Source organism: Demequina aestuarii (assembly GCF_000975095.1).
GTDB lineage: Bacteria > Actinomycetota > Actinomycetes > Actinomycetales > Demequinaceae > Demequina > Demequina aestuarii.
The window spans coordinates 1,688,638-1,707,095 of the sequence record NZ_BBRD01000001.1; the positions used below are offsets into that span (position 1 = coordinate 1,688,638).

19 protein-coding genes are annotated in these 18,458 nt (G+C 69.4%); 7 read left to right on the top strand and 12 right to left on the bottom strand.

Going from position 1 to position 18,458, the window contains the following annotated elements; all coding sequences use genetic code 11:
* Positions 1–2 precede the first annotated feature (2 nt).
* The 7 genes from rny to pgsA form a co-directional block, all read right to left on the bottom strand.
* Positions 3–1,463, bottom strand: a complete 1,461-nt coding sequence (gene rny / locus AOP72_RS07925; protein WP_062134716.1) for a ribonuclease Y — start codon at positions 1,461–1,463, stop codon at positions 3–5.
* A 27-nt stretch (positions 1,464–1,490) separates the two neighbouring features.
* Entirely contained in the window at positions 1,491–2,009 is a 519-nt protein-coding gene (locus tag AOP72_RS07930; protein ID WP_062134720.1) for a regulatory protein RecX, read from the bottom strand.
* Positions 2,009–3,106, bottom strand: a complete 1,098-nt coding sequence (recA, locus tag AOP72_RS07935; RefSeq protein ID WP_062134724.1) for a recombinase RecA — start codon at positions 3,104–3,106, stop codon at positions 2,009–2,011. Before recA ends, AOP72_RS07930 begins: the two co-directional genes overlap by 1 nt.
* A gap of 207 nt (positions 3,107–3,313) precedes the next feature.
* The gene (locus AOP72_RS07940) at positions 3,314–3,547 is read right to left on the bottom strand and encodes a DUF3046 domain-containing protein (protein WP_062134727.1); all 234 of its coding nucleotides are present in this window, start codon (positions 3,545–3,547) and stop codon (positions 3,314–3,316) included.
* Positions 3,547–3,858 (bottom strand): helix-turn-helix domain-containing protein, encoded by a 312-nt coding sequence (locus AOP72_RS07945; RefSeq protein WP_062134730.1) that lies wholly within the window; start codon positions 3,856–3,858, stop codon positions 3,547–3,549. Before AOP72_RS07945 ends, AOP72_RS07940 begins: the two co-directional genes overlap by 1 nt.
* A gap of 125 nt (positions 3,859–3,983) precedes the next feature.
* Positions 3,984–4,472 carry a CinA family protein gene (locus tag AOP72_RS07950; RefSeq protein WP_062134733.1) on the bottom strand — a complete coding sequence of 163 codons (489 nt, stop codon included), beginning with the start codon at positions 4,470–4,472 and terminating at the stop codon, positions 3,984–3,986.
* Positions 4,459–5,073 (bottom strand): CDP-diacylglycerol--glycerol-3-phosphate 3-phosphatidyltransferase, encoded by a 615-nt coding sequence (gene pgsA, locus AOP72_RS07955; protein ID WP_084631549.1) that lies wholly within the window; start codon positions 5,071–5,073, stop codon positions 4,459–4,461. Before pgsA ends, AOP72_RS07950 begins: the two co-directional genes overlap by 14 nt.
* 49 nt (positions 5,074–5,122) lie before the next feature.
* Here pgsA and AOP72_RS07960 point away from each other — a divergent pair, with 49 nt between their 5' ends.
* Complete coding sequence (locus AOP72_RS07960; RefSeq protein ID WP_062134736.1) at positions 5,123–6,451, top strand: CapA family protein; 1,329 nt, start codon at positions 5,123–5,125, stop codon at positions 6,449–6,451.
* A 19-nt stretch (positions 6,452–6,470) separates the two neighbouring features.
* On the opposite strand, the gene AOP72_RS07965 is transcribed toward AOP72_RS07960, so the two are convergent.
* The 5 genes from AOP72_RS07965 to AOP72_RS07985 all read right to left on the bottom strand — a co-directional run bounded on the left by AOP72_RS07965 (position 6,471) and on the right by AOP72_RS07985 (position 14,561).
* Complete coding sequence (locus AOP72_RS07965; protein WP_084631552.1) at positions 6,471–8,744, bottom strand: putative bifunctional diguanylate cyclase/phosphodiesterase; 2,274 nt, start codon at positions 8,742–8,744, stop codon at positions 6,471–6,473.
* The gene (locus AOP72_RS07970; RefSeq protein WP_084631556.1) at positions 8,729–11,356 is read right to left on the bottom strand and encodes a DNA translocase FtsK 4TM domain-containing protein; all 2,628 of its coding nucleotides are present in this window, start codon (positions 11,354–11,356) and stop codon (positions 8,729–8,731) included. The genes AOP72_RS07965 and AOP72_RS07970 overlap by 16 nt, the downstream gene beginning before the upstream one ends.
* Positions 11,357–11,497: 141 nt before the next feature.
* The gene (locus AOP72_RS07975) at positions 11,498–13,084 is read right to left on the bottom strand and encodes a ribonuclease J (protein ID WP_238581683.1); all 1,587 of its coding nucleotides are present in this window, start codon (positions 13,082–13,084) and stop codon (positions 11,498–11,500) included.
* Between the two features lie 103 nt (positions 13,085–13,187).
* A complete protein-coding gene (gene dapA / locus AOP72_RS07980; RefSeq protein WP_062134742.1) occupies positions 13,188–14,084 on the bottom strand; it encodes a 4-hydroxy-tetrahydrodipicolinate synthase in 897 nt (298 codons plus the stop codon).
* Between the two features lie 138 nt (positions 14,085–14,222).
* Complete coding sequence (locus tag AOP72_RS07985) at positions 14,223–14,561, bottom strand: cupin domain-containing protein (RefSeq protein ID WP_062134745.1); 339 nt, start codon at positions 14,559–14,561, stop codon at positions 14,223–14,225.
* Between the two features lie 174 nt (positions 14,562–14,735).
* On the opposite strand from AOP72_RS07985, the gene AOP72_RS07990 reads away from it, so the two are divergent.
* The 6 genes from AOP72_RS07990 (at position 14,736) to AOP72_RS08015 (ending at position 18,455) form a co-directional block, all read left to right on the top strand.
* Positions 14,736–15,539, top strand: a complete 804-nt coding sequence (locus AOP72_RS07990; RefSeq protein ID WP_062134747.1) for a thymidylate synthase — start codon at positions 14,736–14,738, stop codon at positions 15,537–15,539.
* 16 nt (positions 15,540–15,555) lie between these two features.
* Entirely contained in the window at positions 15,556–16,062 is a 507-nt protein-coding gene (locus tag AOP72_RS07995; RefSeq protein WP_062134750.1) for a dihydrofolate reductase, read from the top strand.
* 42 nt (positions 16,063–16,104) lie between these two features.
* On the top strand, positions 16,105–16,731 hold the full coding sequence (locus AOP72_RS08000; RefSeq protein ID WP_062134753.1) for a GNAT family N-acetyltransferase: 627 nt from the start codon (positions 16,105–16,107) through the stop codon (positions 16,729–16,731).
* Positions 16,719–17,369, top strand: a complete 651-nt coding sequence (locus tag AOP72_RS08005) for a GNAT family N-acetyltransferase (RefSeq protein WP_062134755.1) — start codon at positions 16,719–16,721, stop codon at positions 17,367–17,369. The genes AOP72_RS08000 and AOP72_RS08005 overlap by 13 nt, the downstream gene beginning before the upstream one ends.
* A gap of 67 nt (positions 17,370–17,436) precedes the next feature.
* Positions 17,437–18,135: an AzlC family ABC transporter permease gene (locus AOP72_RS08010; protein ID WP_062134757.1), complete on the top strand. Its 699-nt coding sequence runs from the start codon at positions 17,437–17,439 to the stop codon at positions 18,133–18,135.
* Positions 18,132–18,455, top strand: coding sequence for an AzlD domain-containing protein (locus tag AOP72_RS08015; protein ID WP_062134760.1), 324 nt, complete (start codon positions 18,132–18,134; stop codon positions 18,453–18,455). The genes AOP72_RS08010 and AOP72_RS08015 overlap by 4 nt, the downstream gene beginning before the upstream one ends.
* The last annotated feature ends 3 nt before the right edge of the window (positions 18,456–18,458 follow it).

Below are 18,458 nucleotides of genomic sequence, written 5' to 3' on the forward strand. Positions count from 1 at the left end.
TCCTACCCTGCGACGGCGTCCGCACGAAGCTCGCGGATCACGGTCACCTTGATCTCTCCAGCAAAGCTGAAGTCGCGGCTGATGTGCTGAGCAATTGTACGCGCCAGCTCTCGAGTGCCGTCGTCGTCGACAGCGTCGGGCTCGACGACGACTCGTACCTCGCGACCCGCCGCCATCGCGAGCACCTTGACGACGCCCTCGTGCTCGGCGACCAAGCGCTCGAGTCCCTCCATGCGCTCGAGGTACCCGTCGACATCCTCGCGCCTCGCACCGGGTCGGGAGGCGGACACCGCATCGGCCACCTGCACGATCACGCCTTCGAGAGTGGTCTGCGGGACCTCGTCGTGATGAGCAGCGATGGCGTTCACGACGCTGGGCGGCTCCCCGTGCTCGGCGGCAAGAGCCGCTCCGATCGCGGCATGGGTTCCCTCGCGTTCATGGGTGAAGGCCTTGCCGATGTCATGGAGGAACGCCGCGTGACGCGCGAGCTCGACATCGGCGCCCAGAGCGGTCGCGATGTCGGCGGCGATCTGCGCTGACTCCACCAGGTGCGCCAGCACGTTCTGTCCATACGAGCTCCGGAGCCGCAGGCGCCCGAGCACCGCCACCATCTCGTGGGGGATGCCGCGCACGCCTGCCGCGTCGATCGCGTCGAGCCCAGCGTCGAGGTGACGCTGCTCGGTATCCGCCACCGCCCGCGCATAGGCGGCCTCCACGCGCTGCGGCTGAATGCGGCCGTCCTCGACGAGGTCACGCAGGGTGACCTCCGCAATCTCTCGCCGCTCGACATCGAACGAGGAGAGCTGAACAGCATTCACGCCGTCCTCCACCATGACGTTGACGCCCGTGAGCGACTCGAACGCTCGGATGTTGCGGCCCTCGCGGCCGATGATCCGGCCCTTCATCTCTTCGCTCGGCAGGTCGATCCAGGTGGTCGAGGTCTCCGACGCGACGCGCGCCGCCTGGCGCTGCATCGCGGAGACCAGGATCTCGCGCGCTCGCTGCTCCGCAGACTCCTTGGTCGCGCGTTCAATGCGCCGCAGTTCGCCGCTGGCGGCGTCACGTGCCTGCTTGACCTGCTGGGCCATGAGCTCTTCGCGCGCCTCGGCAGGAGTCAGCCCGCCGATCTCGGCCAGGCGCCGCTCGCGAACACGATCGATCTCGCCCCGTTCGACGTGAAGTCGCTTCTCGTCACGGGCGATGACTGCGGCGCGTTCGTCGAGGGCGCGCGCATACATCTGCGCGGCGCGGTGATCGGAGGCGAAGTCTCTCTCGCGTTGCGCCACCCGCTCTTCGCGCCGCTGGGCCTCGCTCAGGAGGTCGCGTGCCTCTTCGCGCGTCGCGTGCGTCTCGTCGCTGGTCGAGCGCCTGATCTCTGCTGCCTCGCGTCGCGCGAAGTGCACGACGAGCACGGATGCCAGGAGCAGGAGGAGGGTCGCCACAGTGGCGATGATCTGGGCCACGCGCCCTCCTTCCTGACTGTCGACATGCTACGTGCCCGAGTTATCGGCATCTTCGAACTCTCGCACAAGGGCGAAAGCATCGGAGGGCGAGTATCCCTTGCGTCCCAGCATGCCGACGACGCGGCGCACCTTCTTGTCGCGCTCGACGCCTTCCAACTGATGCCAACGTTTGAGAGCGAGGGCGCGTGCCGCGTCCTGCTCATCCTCGTCGCTGACCTGAGCGAGAGCGGAGTCGATGTCCTCCTGCTCGAAGCCCTTGCGCCGGAGCTCCGCCAGGATCGCGCGGCGTGACTTGCCTCGCTCGTGGTGACGAGTGCGCACGATCGCTGCCGACAGGGATGCATCGTCCAGCAGCCCGACCTCGCGGTAGCGCGAGATCACCTCATCGGCGACGTGGGCCTCCACGTCACGTGACGTCAGCCCGTCGCGCAGTTGCGCCGCCGAGCGCGGCGAATGCGTGAGCAGGCGCAAAGCAATCTCCCGCGCACGCTCGGCGGGGTCCTCCGAGGTCGCGGGTTCCCCGTCTTGCCGAGCGCGCGCCGACATCAGAAGGTGGCGCGCTCTTTCTTCGCGGCCTTGGCTGCAGGCACCTGCGGCTCGTCCTCAGCGGCCACCGCGGGGGTCTGGTCCCCCTCCGCGGCCGGCACGGCTCCCACTCCGAGCTTGGTGAGGATCTTCTTCTCGATCTCCGTCGCCAGCTCGGGGTTGTCCTTGAGGAAGTTGCGGGAGTTCTCCTTGCCCTGACCGAGCTGGTCGCCCTCGTACGTGTACCAGGCGCCGGACTTCTTCACGAAGCCGTGCTCGACGCCGAGGTCGATGATGCCGCCCTCCTTGGAGATGCCGTGGCCGTACAGGATGTCGAACTCCGCCTGCTTGAACGGGGGCGCCATCTTGTTCTTGACGACCTTGACGCGGGTGCGGTTGCCCACGGGCTCGGTGCCCTCCTTGAGGGTCTCGATCCGGCGGACGTCGAGACGCACGGATGCATAGAACTTCAGCGCCTTGCCACCGGTGGTGGTCTCGGGCGAACCGAAGAACACGCCGATCTTCTCGCGCAGCTGGTTGATGAAGATCGCCGTGGTGCCCGTCTGCGCGATGGCGCCGGTGATCTTGCGCAGCGCCTGCGACATCAGGCGCGCCTGCAGACCCACGTGGCTGTCGCCCATCTCGCCCTCGATCTCGGCCTTTGGCACGAGCGCCGCGACGGAGTCGATGACCAGCACGTCGACGCTGCCGGAGCGGATCAGGATGTCCGCGATCTCCAGCGCCTGCTCGCCCGTGTCCGGCTGCGAGATGATGAGGTTGTCGACGTCGACGCCGAGCTTCTTGGCGTAGGCGGGATCGAGAGCGTGCTCCGCGTCGATGAACGCGGCCGTGCCGCCCTGCTTCTGCATGTTCGCGACCGCGTGCAGTGCGACCGTGGTCTTTCCGGAGGACTCGGGTCCATAGATCTCCACGACGCGTCCACGCGGGAGACCACCGATGCCGAGGGCGATGTCCAGCGCCACGGAGCCCGTGGGGATCGCCGGGACGGCGACCACCTGGCGGTCGCCCATGCGCATCGCCGAGCCCTTGCCGTACTGCCGGTCGATCTGTCCGAGTGCCGCCTCGAGTGCCTTCGAGCGGTCTGCCGCCTGTGCCATGTCGCTATCCCATCGTCAGTGGCATTACTGCCGTGTCTGCCATTCCACGAACGACGCTATGACGCGCCTCTGACATTGGCGCAACGCACGTTCCCTCCGTTGTGGAGGGATGTGGTCCCGCTCTGTCCTGTGGACCAGCGTAATCGAACGCATGTTCGAAAGGAAGCGGATCGCCGTGGGCGTGTCGCGGAAAGACTGCTCGCTCTCTCAGCGGCGCGGCGGAATCATCCGCTCGCGCGCACCGCCGTCGCGCCGGTCGAGGGGCACATCCATCTGGTCGCACAGCGCATGCCACACGTCGCGGGGAGCGACGCCTGCCTCAAGCGCCTCGACGGAGGTACGGGACTGCAGTTCGTCGAGCGCGAGATCGCGCGCAAGGGAGCGGGAGTAGTCGACGCCGAAGACGTCGTCGAGGAGAACCCAGAACTGGCTGTGTCGCACTACCGCGCGCGGAGCTCGCCCAGCAGTTCCGGCACGGTGTCGGGGATCGAGGGCATGACGTGCACCCGGCCGAACTCCTCTGCGGTCTCGAAGCGGTCCGAGACCTCGCGCAGGATCGCGGACATCGGCACGTCGAGAGCCTCGCTGATCGAGGCGAGGAGCTCAGACGATGCCTCCTTCTGGCCGCGCTCGACCTCGGACAGATAGCCGAGCGACACGCGCGCTCCAGACGAGATGTCGCGCAGAGTCTTCCCCTGCGTGAGGCGGGCGTTGCGAAGGACGTCGCCGATCTCGTTGCGCAGCACAGGCATGCGTTGTCTCCCCACGGTGGCGTTTCCGGTCTCCATGCCACTCCCAACGCACATTACCGCACGGATGTTCCCCTGGTCGCCGAGCCGCGCGGCAGTGCGGTCGAGCCGGGTGTGGCTCGAGGGTCTCAGGACCCGGCCGCTCGCGCCTCCAGCGCGTTGCGGGCGAGGTCCAGGGCGCTTCTGACCGTACCGCTCACGACGTCCGCGCGGTCCCCACTGAGGTGGAGCAGTCGCGCGGTCCGCACGCCCCCGCAGTCCACCGCGACCCACACCGTTCCGGCGGCGTGACCGCCATGGGGATCCGGTCCCGCCACCCCCGTGGTCGCCACAGCAACGTCGGCGTCCAACGCTCGCCGCGCGCCCGTCGCCATTGCCTGCGCGACCTCCTGCGACACGGGGCCGGGGTCCTCCAGCATCGAGGCATCCACGTCCAGCAGACGGTGCTTCATGGCGACGTCGTAGGCGATCACTCCCCCGCGCACGGACTCCGAGGCGCCCGGAACGGCGACCAGCTCCGCGCACAGCGCCCCGCCCGTCAACGACTCCGCCGTCGCGAGCGTCAGGCGCGCCGACCGTGCGAGGGCCAGCACCGCATCGGCGTCAGCGAGGGCCATCGTGCGGCGGCAGGTCGTCAGCGGCCGATGCAGGGGTCGCCGGGGGCGGGTTCGCGCCGTGGGCGCGGGCCACGCGCGCGATCGTGATCGAGTAGTGGATCCCCGTGGCCACCGCGACCGCAACCGCGGCGAGCAGGCTCCACCACGCCACCGCGTCGATCCAGGCGGCGGGGTGAGGGATCAGATAGGCGGTGAGCGCCAGCAGCTGCAAGACGGTCTTGAGCTTGCCGCCTCTCGATGCGGGGATCACCGCGTCGCGGGCCACCGCGAGTCGCCCCACCGTCACCCCGATCTCGCGCACCGCCAGCACGGCGAGGGGCCACCACGGGATGCCGTCGACGGCGACGATGCCGGCGAGCGTGAACAGCACCAGCGCCTTGTCGGCGATCGGGTCGGCCAGCTTGCCGAAAGGGCTCACGACCTCCCAGCGGCGCGCCAGGTAGCCGTCCCAGTAGTCCGTGGCCGCGGCCAGGAGGAAGACAAGAAGCGCCCAGACGCGCAACGACCCGTTCTCTCCCGCATCGGCCACGAGCAGCCACAGCACCACCGGAACGGCGACGAGGCGCGCTCCGGTGAGCAGATTCGGGACGGTGGCGTTCACGCCCTCACCCTAGCGCCGGCACCGGCCGCGCTTCGCGATAATGGACCGCATGCCCTCCCATTCGCGACGCACGACCTCCCCCCTACCTGCGCTCGCGGTGGCGACGGCGACCGCGGTGATCCTCGCCATCGGCGCCGTCGTCGCGTGGCCCCTCGACGGCGCGACCTCCACAGCCCCCGAGCCGTCGCCCACTCCAGCTGGAACGGAGCCGACCCCGGCACCGAGCGCATCGGCCGCTCCGTCGCCGATGCCGCCGGAACCGGCCCCCACCGTCGAGTTCACCCTCGTCACGGGCGGGGACGTGCTCACCCACGGTCCGGTGCTCTCGTCAGCACGGGCTGCGGGTGACGGGGCGTACGATTTCGCCCCACTCATGGAGAACATGCGTCCGTACGTCGCGGGCGCCGACCTTGCGCTGTGTCACCTCGAGGTGCCGATCGCGCCGGCGGGCACAGAGCCGTCGGGATACCCCACGTTCGGGGCGCCCGCTGAACTGGTCCCGGCCCTGGCGGCTGAGGGCTGGGACGGCTGCTCGACCGCGTCCAACCACTCGATGGACCGCCGCTACTCCGGGCTGGAGACCACTCTCGACGCCCTTGACGACGCCGGCCTCGGCCACTCCGGGACGGCGCGCACCGAGGAGGAGTCCGCGAGTACCCAGATGTACTCCGTGCGCGTCGAGGATCGGCGGGTCAGCGTGGCCAGCATCTCCTTCACGTACGGACTCAACGGTCTCCCCAAGCCCGAGGGCATGCCGTGGGCCGTCGATACATTCGACGCGGATGCTCAGGACGTCACCCCCGTCCTGACCGCGGCGCAGGAGGCAAGAGACCAGGGCGCCGACATCGTGATCGCCTCGACGCACTGCTGCGTCGAGTATCAGACCGAGCCCAACGCGGCGCAGCGGGGCATCGCGCAGCAGATCGCTGACTCCGGGCTCGTCGACCTCTATGTGGGACACCACGCGCACGTGCCGCAGCCGGTGGAGCTGTTGGACGGCGGGGTGGACGGCGCTGGCATGTGGACGTACTTCGGCCACGGCAACTACCTGTCGAACCAGGACACCCAGTGCTGCCGCGCCGACACCAACTCCGGGTACCTCGGCGTGACGACCTTCAGCATCTCGCCAGAGGGAGCGGTCGAGGTCACGGCCGAGTGGGTGGCGACCACCGTGGACCGCACCGATCGCCACACGATGCATGTGTTGAACGACATCATCGACACGGGAGCCGGCGACCTGTCGGCGTCCGAAGCCCAGGCACGCCACCAGCGCGTGGCCGATGCGGCAGGGACAGCGGCGGCAGAGCGCACCACGCCGCCCGAGCAGTTGGCGGACTCGGCATTCCGCGTCACCCGTTGGTGGGAGCCGAGCGCCTGAGCAGTGGCGTCGTCAGCGCTCAGAACGCGCGGTCGTCGATCTCCAGCGGGCTGTCGTGCTCCTGCGGACGCGGGTCGATGAGGCTGGTGGTGAACTGCGACGAGGTCTCGTGCAGCGCTCCCACTGGCTGCGCCACCCCGAACAGCCATCCCTGTCCGTAGCGCCATCCGCACCGCGACAGGAACTCAGCCTGCGCCTCCGTCTCGATACCCTCCGCGATGGTCGCCAGGCCCAGTTCGCGCGCGAGCGCACCGAGCGCACGGGAGACACGAGCGCCGGCCGGGTCCTCGGGGATGCCCGCGACGAAGGACATGTCGAGCTTCACCCCCGACACCGGCAGGTCACGCAGATACGACAGGGGCGAGACGCCGGTGCCGAAGTCGTCGAGCAGGATCGGCACGCCCGCGTTGCGCAGCTCCGTGAGCTCGTGGCGAATCCGCGTGTTCGGGGCGACGAGAGAGGCTTCGGTGAGCTCCACCACCAGCCGCTGAGGGCTGAGGTGATAGCGGCCGATCGCGCTCAGCACCCGGTCCGCGAACTCGGAGTCTCCCAATTGGTCTGCGGAGACGTTGAGCGAGACCCAGGTGGACGGCGACGGGCTCTGTGCGAGGAACTGCGCGGCCTGGTCCACCAGCGCGGTGCCGAGCGCCACCGACAGGTTCTTGTCCTCGATGAGCGGCAGGAAGGCAGCGGGGGGCAGCAGGCCGCGGACCGGATGCTGCCAGCGCACGAGCGCCTCGTAGCCCACCACGGTGCGCGTCGACAGCTCCAGGATCGGCTGGTAATGGAGCACCAGCTGGCCGTTCTCGATCGCCGCGGAGAGCTCGGAGGCGAGCGCGGAGTGCGCGTCCGACGTGGTGCGCATCGACGGATCGAACACCTCGGTGCGCGACTTGCCCGTCGACTTCGCGCGGTACATGGCCGCATCGGCGGCGCTCATGAGGCTCGGCGCGCCGCCAGCGGTGGTCTCGTCGTCTGCCATCGCGATGCCGAGCGAAGCCTGCAACGTGATCTGGTGGCGCTTGACCTGGACGGGACGCTTCAGGCCCAGGTGGATGGCGCCCGCGATCTCGAACAGCGCCTTCGAGCAGTCCGCGTCCTGCACCACGATGACGAACTCGTCGCCACCGATGCGGGCCACGGTGCCACGGCCGGCAGTGGCCGTGCGCAGCACTCCCGCGACGTGCACGAGGGCGTTGTCGCCGATCGCGTGGCCGAACCGGTCGTTGAGTGCCTTGAAACCATCGAGGTCGACCGCGATCACACCCACCCGAGTGTGCGCATCGGGCTGCTCCAGCACCTGCTGCAGGACGTCCTGAAGCAGCGTCCGGTTGGCGAGGCCCGTCAACGGGTCGTGCATCGCCCGGTGGGCCATCAGCTCGGAGTGCATGCGGTCGTCGGTGCTGTCGCGCACCTGCACCACGTAGTGGTCGGGCGCTCCGCCGGCGTACCGCACCAGACCGACGTCGAGCACCGCCCACACCACATTGCCGTCGGCGCGCACGTAGCGCTTCTCGCACGTGAACTGGCTCTGATGCCCGTCGTAGAGGCGCTGCAGCTGATCGCGCTCCGCGGTGAGGTCGTGGGGGTGGCTGAGGGCGGAGAACGGCGTCCCCCGCAGCGCCGCGACAGTGGAGCCCATCATCTCGGCGAAGGCCCGGTTGACCTCCATGAGGCGCCACTCGAGATCCACGAGCGCCATGCCCACCGGCGCGTTCTCCATCGCCTTGCGGAACTGGGCGTCGGAGCGGTTGAGCGCCTCAGCGGCCTCGCGCAGGCCCGAGGTGTCCATCATGGTGACCACGGTCACGGGACCGTCGTCGAGACCGTCGGGGACGACCCTGGCGCGGACCTGGATCCAGCGCACGTCCTCCGCGCCACGCCTGCCGGGGACGCCGACGATGCGGGGCTTGGTGTCCGTGCGCCCGATCCCGAACGCCTCCCGCATGAGAATCGGGTGCATCTGCTCGTCGAACGCGCGCAGATTGAGGCGTGCGATCGGCAGACCCACGGCGTCCGCACGGGTCACATTGAGGATGGTGGCGGCGACATCGGAGATGAGTGCGATCTCATCGGCCTGCGTGACGATCAGCACGCCGTCGCGGGCGGAGGACAGCACCGCCTCGAACTGGCCCCGCAGGTGCCGCTCCCGCGCGAGCGCGATGTCTCGCGAGGTGCGTGCGCGGTGCGAACGCCAGAAGAAGTAGAACGCGAGGCCAGCGAGCGCGAGTAAGAGCGCCGTCACCGTGATGCCCACGGCGGGCTGCTCGAAGAGCTCTATGGCCCCGCCCATTCATCTCCCTCAGCATCGTCGTCGAACGCCGCAGCCTCCACGCTAGCCGGTGAGTGCCCTCGGAGAATAGCGAGCGTCGACGCCAACTCGTCAGGAGTGACCAATACCTCACGAGCCTTCGAACCCTGAGATGGGCCCACGACCTCGCGAGTCTCGAGCAGGTCCATCAGGCGGCCCGCCTTCGCGAAGCCCATCTTGAGCTTGCGCTGGAGCATCGACGTCGACCCCAGCTGGGTGGTGATGACCAGTTCCGCGGCCGCCAGCAGATCATCGAGATCGTCGCCGATGTCCTCGGCCACGGTGGCTCCCCCACCCTGCGGCTTGGTGACGTCCTCGCGGTACTCGGGGTTCGCCTGGTTCTTGACGTGGTCCACGGCGGCATGGATCTCGGACTCGCTCACCCACGCGCCCTGCACGCGCATGGGCTTGGACTCGCCCATGGGCACGAACAACGCGTCACCCTGGCCGATCAGCTTCTCGGCGCCTGGCATGTCCAGCACCACACGCGAGTCGGCGAGCGACGAGGTGGCGAAGGCGAGCCGGCTCGGCACGTTCGCCTTGATCGTGCCCGTGATGATGTCGACGGACGGGCGCTGCGTGGCGAGCACGAGGTGGATGCCCGCCGCACGCGCGAGCTGAGTGATGCGCTGGATCGAATCGTCGACATCGCGCGGCGCGACCATCATCAGGTCCGCGAGCTCGTCGACGATCACCAACAGGTACGGGTAGGTGTGGATCTTCCGCTCGGAGCCTGGCAGCGGCTTGACCTTGCCCGCACGCACGGCCTTGTTGAAGTCGTCGATGTGCTTGTAGCCGAACAGCGCGAGGTCGTCGTACCTCATGTCCATCTCCTTCACCACCCACTCGAGGGCCTGCGCGGCCTTCTTGGGGTCGGTGATGATGGGCGTGATGAGGTGCGGGATGCCCTCGTACATGGTGAGCTCGACCCGCTTGGGGTCCACGAGCACCATGCGCACCTCCTGCGGCGTGGCACGCATGAGGATCGAGGTGATCATCGCGTTGACGAACGACGACTTTCCGGCTCCCGTGGCACCCGCCACGAGCAGGTGCGGCATCTTCGCGAGGTTCGCGAGCACGAACCCGCCCTCGACGTCCTTGCCGATGCCGATCGCCATGGGGTGATCGTTCTTGATGGCCGCCTGTGAGCGCAGCACGTCTCCGAGCGACACCGTCTCGCGGTCCACGTTCGGGATCTCGATGCCGATCGCGGACTTTCCCGGGATGGGCGACAGGATGCGGATGTCGGGGCTCGCGACGGCGTACGCGATGTTCTTGGACAGCTGCGTGATCTTCTCGACCTTGACGCCCTGGCCCAGCTCCACCTCGTAGCGGGTCACGGTGGGGCCGCGCGTGAAGCCGGTGACCTCCGCGTTCACGGCGAAGTCGGTGAGCACCGCGGTCAGCGCCTCGACCACGCGGTCGTTGGCCGCCGAGCGGGTCTTGTGAGGTGCACCCTTGACGAGCACGTCGAGGTCGGGCAGCACATAGGGAGAGGAGTTCTCGAGCTCCCCCTGCTCGCCCGGAGGGACGATGCGGGTGGTGCGGGGCGCCTCGCGCTCGCCGCTGGGCGCCGGCTCCTCGGGCGCATCCTCCGGGGCGTATGGCGACACCGGCCCCGCGTGGACGCGCGTCGCCGAGACCGTGTCGAGCACCTCGGTGGCGTCCGCGCCGGCAGCGCGCGGGTCGAGGAGGTCGTCGAAATCGGTGCGGTCCACGCTGGCCGCGGCGGCGAAGGCCTCGTCCGCCTCGTAGGCGTCGATCCGTTCCTGATCCGTGAGGGCCTTGTCCTTGCGCGCGCCGAAGCCGAGCTTCTTGCGGCCCGGGGTCGCACGGCTGCCGCCGTTCTTCTTCTGGCCCCCGGAACGTTCCAGAGTGCCGTGCTCGGGCAGGTCCAGCTCGTCGTCCTCCGCGCGGTCGCGGCCCAGCAGCCGGCGCACGCCGGAGCCGACGAGCGCGATGACCTCGCGCAGCGGAATGCCCAGAATGATCAGGATCGCCAGCAGTCCGAGCAGCACCAGGACCGTCACCGCCAAGGGCGGGGTGAGCGCGGCGGCGAGCGGGGTGCCGATGAGGAAGCCGAGGACGCCGCCCGCGGCCTGCACCGGCTCGAGCCCGTCGCTCGGGCTGGGACTCCCCTCGGCGATGTGCACGAGGCCATCGATCATCAGGACCAGCATCAGCGCACCGAGGCCGATGCGGTGGTTGGCCGACTCCTCCTGGGGGGCGCGCATGAGACGCACTGCGAGCGCGACGAGGACGATGGGGATCGCAACGGCGAGAATGCCGAAGGTGCCTGCGACGATCCAGTGGATCGCGGTGCCGGCCCACGAGGACAGCCCCCACCACTCACGGGCGGCGACCAGGATCGCGACGATGATGAGCACGATGGCGAGCCCGTCGCGGCGCACCTCGGGGCTCACCTCACGGGCGCCGTGGCCGATGCGGCGCACGCCACCGCCGACGGCGTGCGAGGTGCCGCGGCCGATCGCGGCCGCGCCGCGCAGGACTGCGGGTGGGCGCTTCTTCTGAGGCGCCTTGGCGCGCGACGCCGGGGACTTGGGGCGCGTGCTCGTGGAGCGTGACTGAGCCATGCCTCCAGACGCTACCCGCGCATCGGCCTCAGGGGGCGCTGCCACCCCGCATGGGCGGCCTATCCACGCTCACGCTCCTCCGTTCGTATCGACCTGGCCCGCTCCCCCGTGCGCCGCGCACGCTGCGGGAGGCGTCGGCGCTCAGGACTCGATGACGATCGGGATGATCATGGGGCGACGGCGGAGCTTGTTGCCCACATAGCGGCCCAACACGCGGCGCATGACCTGCTCGAGCTGGCGCTGATCGGTGGAGCCGTTGCGTGCGGCCTCCTCGAGCGCCTGCTTGATGTTCGGCAGCACGGCGTCGAACACGTTGTCGTCCTCCGCGATGCCGCGCGCGTGAACCTCGGGACCCGAGACGACCTTGCCGTTCGACGAGTCGATGACCGCGAACACGGACACGAAGCCCTCCTCCGACAGGATTCGACGGTCCTTCAGTTCGGCGTCGGTGATCTCGCCCACCGACGAGCCGTCCACATAGACGTTGTGCGTCTCGACGGCGCCGACCACCCTCGCGCGGCCATCCTTGAGGTCCACCACCACGCCGTTCTCGGCGAACACGACGTTCTTCTCGGGCACGCCGGTCTTCATCGCGAGCTTGCCGTTCGCGAGCAGGTGTCGCACCTCGCCGTGGACGGGCATGACGTTCTTGGGCTTGACGATGTTGTAGCAGTAGAGCAGCTCTCCGGAGCTGGCGTGGCCGGACACGTGTACACGCGCGCTGCCCTGGTGCACCACGGTCGCGCCCAGGCGCATGAGGCCGTTGATGACGCGGTAGACGGCGTTCTCGTTGCCGGGGATCAGCGACGAGGCGAGGATCACGAGGTCGCCGGGTCCCACGCGGAGCTTGTGGTCGAGCGACGCGATACGGCTCAGCGCGGCCATCGGCTCGCCCTGGGACCCCGTGCACATGTAGACGACCTTGTGCGACGGCATGTCGTCGGCCTTCTTGGCGTCCACCAGGATGTTCGGCGGCACGTTCAGGTAGCCGAGCTCGGCGGCGATGGTCATGTTGCGCACCATCGACCGACCCACGAAGGCGACCCGGCGGCCGTGAGCCTGGGCGGCGTTGATGACCTGCTGGACGCGGTGCACGTGGCTCGAGAAGCTCGCGACGACAACGCGGCCCTCGGCGTTCGAGAACATCTGGTCGAGCACCGGAGTGATCTCGACCTCGGACGTGGTGAAGCCGGGAGCCTCAGCGTTGGTCGAGTCGGTCATGAACAGGTCAACGCCGCGCTCGCCGAACTTGGCGAAGCCGCGCAGGTCGGTGATGCGGCCGTCGAGCGGGAGCTGGTCCATCTTGAAGTCGCCCGTGTGCAGCACGGTGCCGCCCTCGGTGGTGATGAACACCGCGAGCGCGTCGGGGATCGAGTGGTTGACGGCCACGAACTCGAGGCCGAACTTGCCGAGCTGCTCCGACTGTCCCTCCTTCACGGCGAGCGTGATGGGGGTGATGCGGTGCTCCTTGAGCTTGGCCTCGATGAACGCGAGGGTGAGCTGCGACCCGATGACCGGGATGTCCTGGCGCAGGCGCAACAGGTAGGGCACCGCGCCGATGTGATCCTCGTGACCGTGGGTGAGCACGATCGCCTCGATGTCGTCCACGCGATCCGCGATGTACCCGAAGTCGGGCAGGATCAAGTCCACGCCGGGCTGGTGGTCTTCAGGGAACAGCACGCCGCAGTCGACGATGAGCAGCCGGCCATCGATCTCGAACACCGCCATGTTTCGGCCCACCTCCCCGAGGCCGCCCAGCGGGACGATGCGCAGGGTGCCGTTCTGAAGAGGCTTCGGGGGGGTCAGTTCGGGATGGAAGTTCACGGTTCTCCTAGGTGGTCAGTGGCACACCGGCGGCACGCAACGCGGCGGCGAGAGCAGCGAGCTCCTCGTCGTCCAGCGGCAGCAGCGGCAAGCGCATATGGCGGCTCGGGATGACCCCGAGCAACTGCATGGCGGCCTTGGCGTTCGAAGCGCCGGGGCCGTTGAAGATGGCGTCGTGCACGGGCAGCAGCTCGTCGTGGAGCGTGTCCGCGAGAGCGGTATCGCCTGCGTCGTGCGCCGCGATCATGGCGGCGATGCGCTCGCCCGCGACGTGGGCGCTCACGGAGACGACGCCGGCGGCACCGGCGCGCAGGAACTCCAGCGTGAGCGGGTCGTCGCCCGAGTACCAGGCGAGTCCGGTACGGGCGATGCGGTCCTTCGCGGCGGGCACGTTCGCGGTCGCGTCCTTGTTCGCCACGACGTTCGCCACCTCGGCGAGCTCATCGAGAGAGCCGTCGCTCAGAGCGATGCCGGTGCGGCCGGGGATGTCGTAGAGCATCACCGGAAGGTCAGTGGCGCCCGCGATGGCGCGAAGGTGCGCGACGATGCCCTTCTGGGAGGGCTTCGAGTAGTACGGCACCAGCGCCAGCACGCCGTCGACGCCCGCCTCGGTGGCCTGCTCCGCCATCATGACCGCGTGGGCAGTGTCGTTGGAGCCCGCCCCTGCGATGAGGGTCGCGCGATGCCCCACTGCCTCCACCAGGGCCCGAGTGAGCTCGAGCTTCTCCGGGGCGTGGGTCGTCGGAGCCTCCCCGGTCGTGCCGGAGATGACCAGGCCGTCGGAGCCGTGGTCGAGAAGGTGATTCGCGAGGACGATGGTGCTGTCGATATCGATGCTGCCATCGGCGTGCATCGGCGTCACCATCGCCGTGAGCACCGTCCCCAGCGGACGCGGATCGTTCATGCGCCTAACCTACCGCGACACGGCGCGCCGACAGTCTGAACCGACGCGACGCGAGGCACGCCGATGCATCAGACCTCCGTGCGCGAATCCGGCAGCGTTCCGTGCCTCGCCTGGTTCGCATGGTCGCGACGGATGTCGCTAACGCTCCCCCCGCGTCGCCACCGTGAGCAGCACGGCGCAGTCCGTGACGGCGGTGAGACCGTGGCGCGCCGGTGGCAGCACCAGATGATCGCCGGCGCTCATCGCCAGCTCGTGCTCGCCCACCGTGAGCGTGGCCTCGCCGCGCAACACGTGCAGCGTCGCCTCGCCCGGGCTGTCGTGTTCGTTGAGCCGATTGCCGCCCGCGATCGCGATCAGGGTCTGCCGCAGGTCGTGATCGTGATCCCCGACGAGAGTCACGGCATGGCGACCGGATGATTCCTCGTAGGCGAGCGCCAGCTGCTCGCTCACCAATGCCTCCAGATCGACGATCTCCATGGCGGCCTCTCCCTCGTCGTTGATTCCCGGGTCTGTTCACCGTAGCCCGTGATGGCTCGACGGTGGCGGGGGCAGGCGTGCCCGAGCCCTGTCGTCCGGCGCCTCGACGGTCAGGCTCGGCACGCCGGGGGCTGGCACCTCCTCATCCCGCCACACCCGGCGTAGGGTGATGCCGTGGAATCGATCCCGACCCCGTACGAGGACCTGCTGCGAGACGTGCTCGCGACGGGGACGCGCAAGGACGACCGCACGGGAACCGGCACGCTGTCCGTCTTCGGCCGTCAGCTGCGCTACGACCTCGCCCACGGCTTTCCGCTCATCACCACCAAGCGCGTCCACGTGCGCTCGGTGGTAGGAGAACTGCTGTGGTTCCTGAGAGGCGACACGAACGTCCGGTGGCTGCAGGAGCGCGGCATCTCCATCTGGGACGAGTGGGCGGACGAGAGCGGCGAGTTGGGACCGGTCTACGGCTACCAGTGGCGGTCATGGCCTGCGCCCGACGGCTCGCACGTGGACCAGATCGCGCGGGTCGTCGAGTCCATCCGCACCCACCCCGACTCACGGCGCCACATCGTGAGCGCGTGGAACCCGGCGCTGATCGACGACATGGCGCTGCCTCCGTGCCACGCCCTGTTCCAGTTCTACGTCGCCGACGGCAAGTTGAGCTGCCAGCTGTACCAGCGCAGCGCCGACCTGTTCCTCGGCGTGCCGTTCAACATCGCCTCGTACGCGCTGCTCACTCACATGATCGCGGCGCAGACGGACTTGGGCGTCGGCGACTTCGTCTGGACTGGTGGCGACTGCCACATCTACTCCAATCACCTGGACCAGGTGCAGACGCAGCTCGCGCGGGACCCGTATCCGTATCCGACCCTTCGCCTGGACGCCAAGGACTCGTTGACGGACTACGACATCGAGGACATCGTGTTCGAGGACTACCAGCACCACCCGGGCATCAAGGCCCCGGTGGCCGTCTGACCCCGGGCGCCATCCGATGCTGAAGGCCATCTGGGCGCAGGCTCGCGACGCTGCGGGCACGCCGGTGATCGGCTCGCAGGGCGACATGCCCTGGCACCTTCCCGAGGATCTGCGGCGCTTCAAGGAGCTCACCTCGGGCGCAGCAGTCCTCATGGGCAGGCGCACGTGGGAGTCCTTCCCCGAGCAGTTCCGACCGCTTCCCGGCCGCGTGAACATCGTGATCACCTCCGGTGGCACCGTGCAGGGTGCCGATGCGACGGTCGGCTCGCTCGCCGCCGCGATCGAGGTCGCGGCGCGGCGCGGAGACGGGGCCGACGCGTGGGTCATCGGAGGAGGCAGGGTCTACGGCGAGGCGCTGCCGATGGTCGATCAGCTCGAGGTCACCGAGATCGATCTCGAGGTCGACGGCGACACCTTCGCCCCCGCGATCGATGCGGCGGTGTGGGAGATCGCGGCAGAGGACCCCTGGCTCACGTCGCGGACCGGCCTTCGATACCGCTTCCTCACCTACGTGCGCCGCTGACGCCACCCCGCGGCCTGGTCGCGGCGCTGGCAGGATGTCCTCATGGGCCACCCCGTGCCGCGCCGCATCGACACCGAGCGACTGACGCTGCGCTGCTACGAGCCCGCGGACCTCGACTCCATGAGCGCCGTCATCACCGCCGAGCGCGATCGCCTCGCGGTGTTCATGCCGTGGGCCCGCTCCGAGCCGATCAGTCCTCGTGAGCGCGCGGAGGTCGTGGCCACCTTCATCCGCGAGTTCGACGAGCGCGAGAACTTCACGTTCGGCATGTTCGACCGCCAGAGCGGCGAGTACGTGGGCAGCACCGGCATGCACACGAGGCTCGGCCCCGACGCCTTCGAGATCGGCTATTGGATTCGTGCCGACCGGGAGGGCACGGGGCTGATCCGCGAGGCGGTCGCCGCTCAGACCTGGGTCGCCCTCGAGACACTCGGAGCGGCATGGGTCGAGATTCGCTGCGATCCGGCCAACGCGCGGTCACGGCGAGTGCCGGACTCGCTCGGCTTCACTCTGGCGGATACGCGGGTCGACGCGTGTGGCGCCGACCAGCACCGGGAGTTCGTGGAGATCTGGCAGCTCTCGCGAGACGCCCTGAGCGCATCGGCCGTCGCCTCGATGCCGCGACCGATGGTCGGCGCTCCGCGCGAGGGCGCGCCGTGGACGGCGTGACGCCCACGCCGAGCGCTCCCCTGCGGAACGCCCCGGCACGGATCGAGACGCCACGCCTTCGGCTGCGCCCCTTCCACGCGGCCGATGCCGACGCGCTCACGACGTTGGTGACCGCCAGCATCGATCACCTCACGCCCTGGCAGCCGTGGGCTGCTGACGAGCCAGTGTCGATCGAGCGGCGTCGAGAAGCGATCGACACGCTCGTCGCCCAGTTCGCCACCGGAGCGGCCGCACACTACGCGATGGTGAGGCGTGACGACGGGCGGCTGCTCGGCAGCGTGGCGCTGGTCACCGGCAAGACGCCGGAGCGCGTCGAGATCGGCTACTGGGTGGGGGCGTCGCACGTGCGACGCGGCTACGCCAGCGAGGCGGCGGGTGCGCTCACCCAGGCGGCCCTGGGTCCGATGGCGCTTCCTCGCGTCGAGTTGTGGGCCAATGCCGACAACGAGGCCTCGAATGCTGTCGCACGGCGCCTGGGCTTCACGTTCGTGAGCGTGGAACCGTCGTACGCGCAAGAAGGATCTCCGCCGATGCGGGTATGGGTCGCCGAGCCCGATCTGCTCGACGAGGAGATCCTGCTGCCCACGCAGCTGTGGATGTTCGACGCTGACGGCACGGAGTTGGTCGGCCCGCAGTAGCGCACCCACCGGGAGCGGGGCCACGCGCACGGCCAGTGGCCCCGTCGCGCTCTGTCAGGATTGCCCCATGCCCCGCGCCACCCCGACCCGGCTGGACCCGGCACGCCAGCAGGCGATCTCGGTGTCGGTGGCGACCGGCATGTATGCGGTCAGCTTCGGCGCGCTCTCCGTGGCCGCCGGCCTCGACCTCTGGCAGACGATGGCGCTCAGCCTCCTGGTGTTCTCCGGTGGCTCCCAGTTCGCCTTCGTGGGCGTGATCGGCGCGGGCGGCACCGCCGCGGCCGCGGTCGCCACCAGCACGTTCCTGGGGCTTCGCAACGGCTTCTATGGCGTGGGACTGGCGCCGGTGCTCCGGCCGATGCGAGGGTGGCGTCGCGCGGGGGCCGCCCAGGTGACCATCGATGAGTCCACTGCGGTCGCGCTCGCGCAGCCCGCGCACGACGTGTGCGCACGGCGCACGGGCTTCTGGTGGACCGGCGTCGGCGTCTTCGTCGCGTGGAACGCCATCACGGTCGTAGGCGCCGTCCTGGGAGCACGCATCGGCGACCCGGCCCAGTGGGGGCTGGACGCCGCGGCCGCGGCCGCCTTCCTCGGCCTGCTGTGGCCGCGACTGGCGACGCGCTTCGCCCAGGCCGTCGCCGCCGCATCGGCCGTCCTCGCCCTCCTGCTCACTCCGCTCCTGCCGTCGGGGCTGCCCATCCTGGCGGCAGCCCTCGTCGCCGTCGCGGCGGGCTGGCGCGCACCGCGGGAGGAGGTTCCCGAATGACCGAGTACACCCTGATGTGGGTCGCCATCGTCGCGGCCGGGCTGCTCGCGTGGGCCACCAAGTACGCGGGCCACGTGGTCCCCGAGGAGTGGCTCGAGAACCCGCGCGTGCACCGCATCGCGGCCTTCGTGACGGTTTCGCTGCTCGCCGCTCTGTTCGGGGTTCAGGCGTTCACGTCCGGCTCGGCCATCGTCCTCGACGCACGGGTGGCGGCGGTCGCCGTGGCAGCCGTGTTGCTCTGGCGCCGCGCCCCGTTCATCGTGGTGGTGTTCGCCGCCGCCGCGGTCGCTGCGGGACTTCGCCTGCTGGGCTGGGGCTGACGC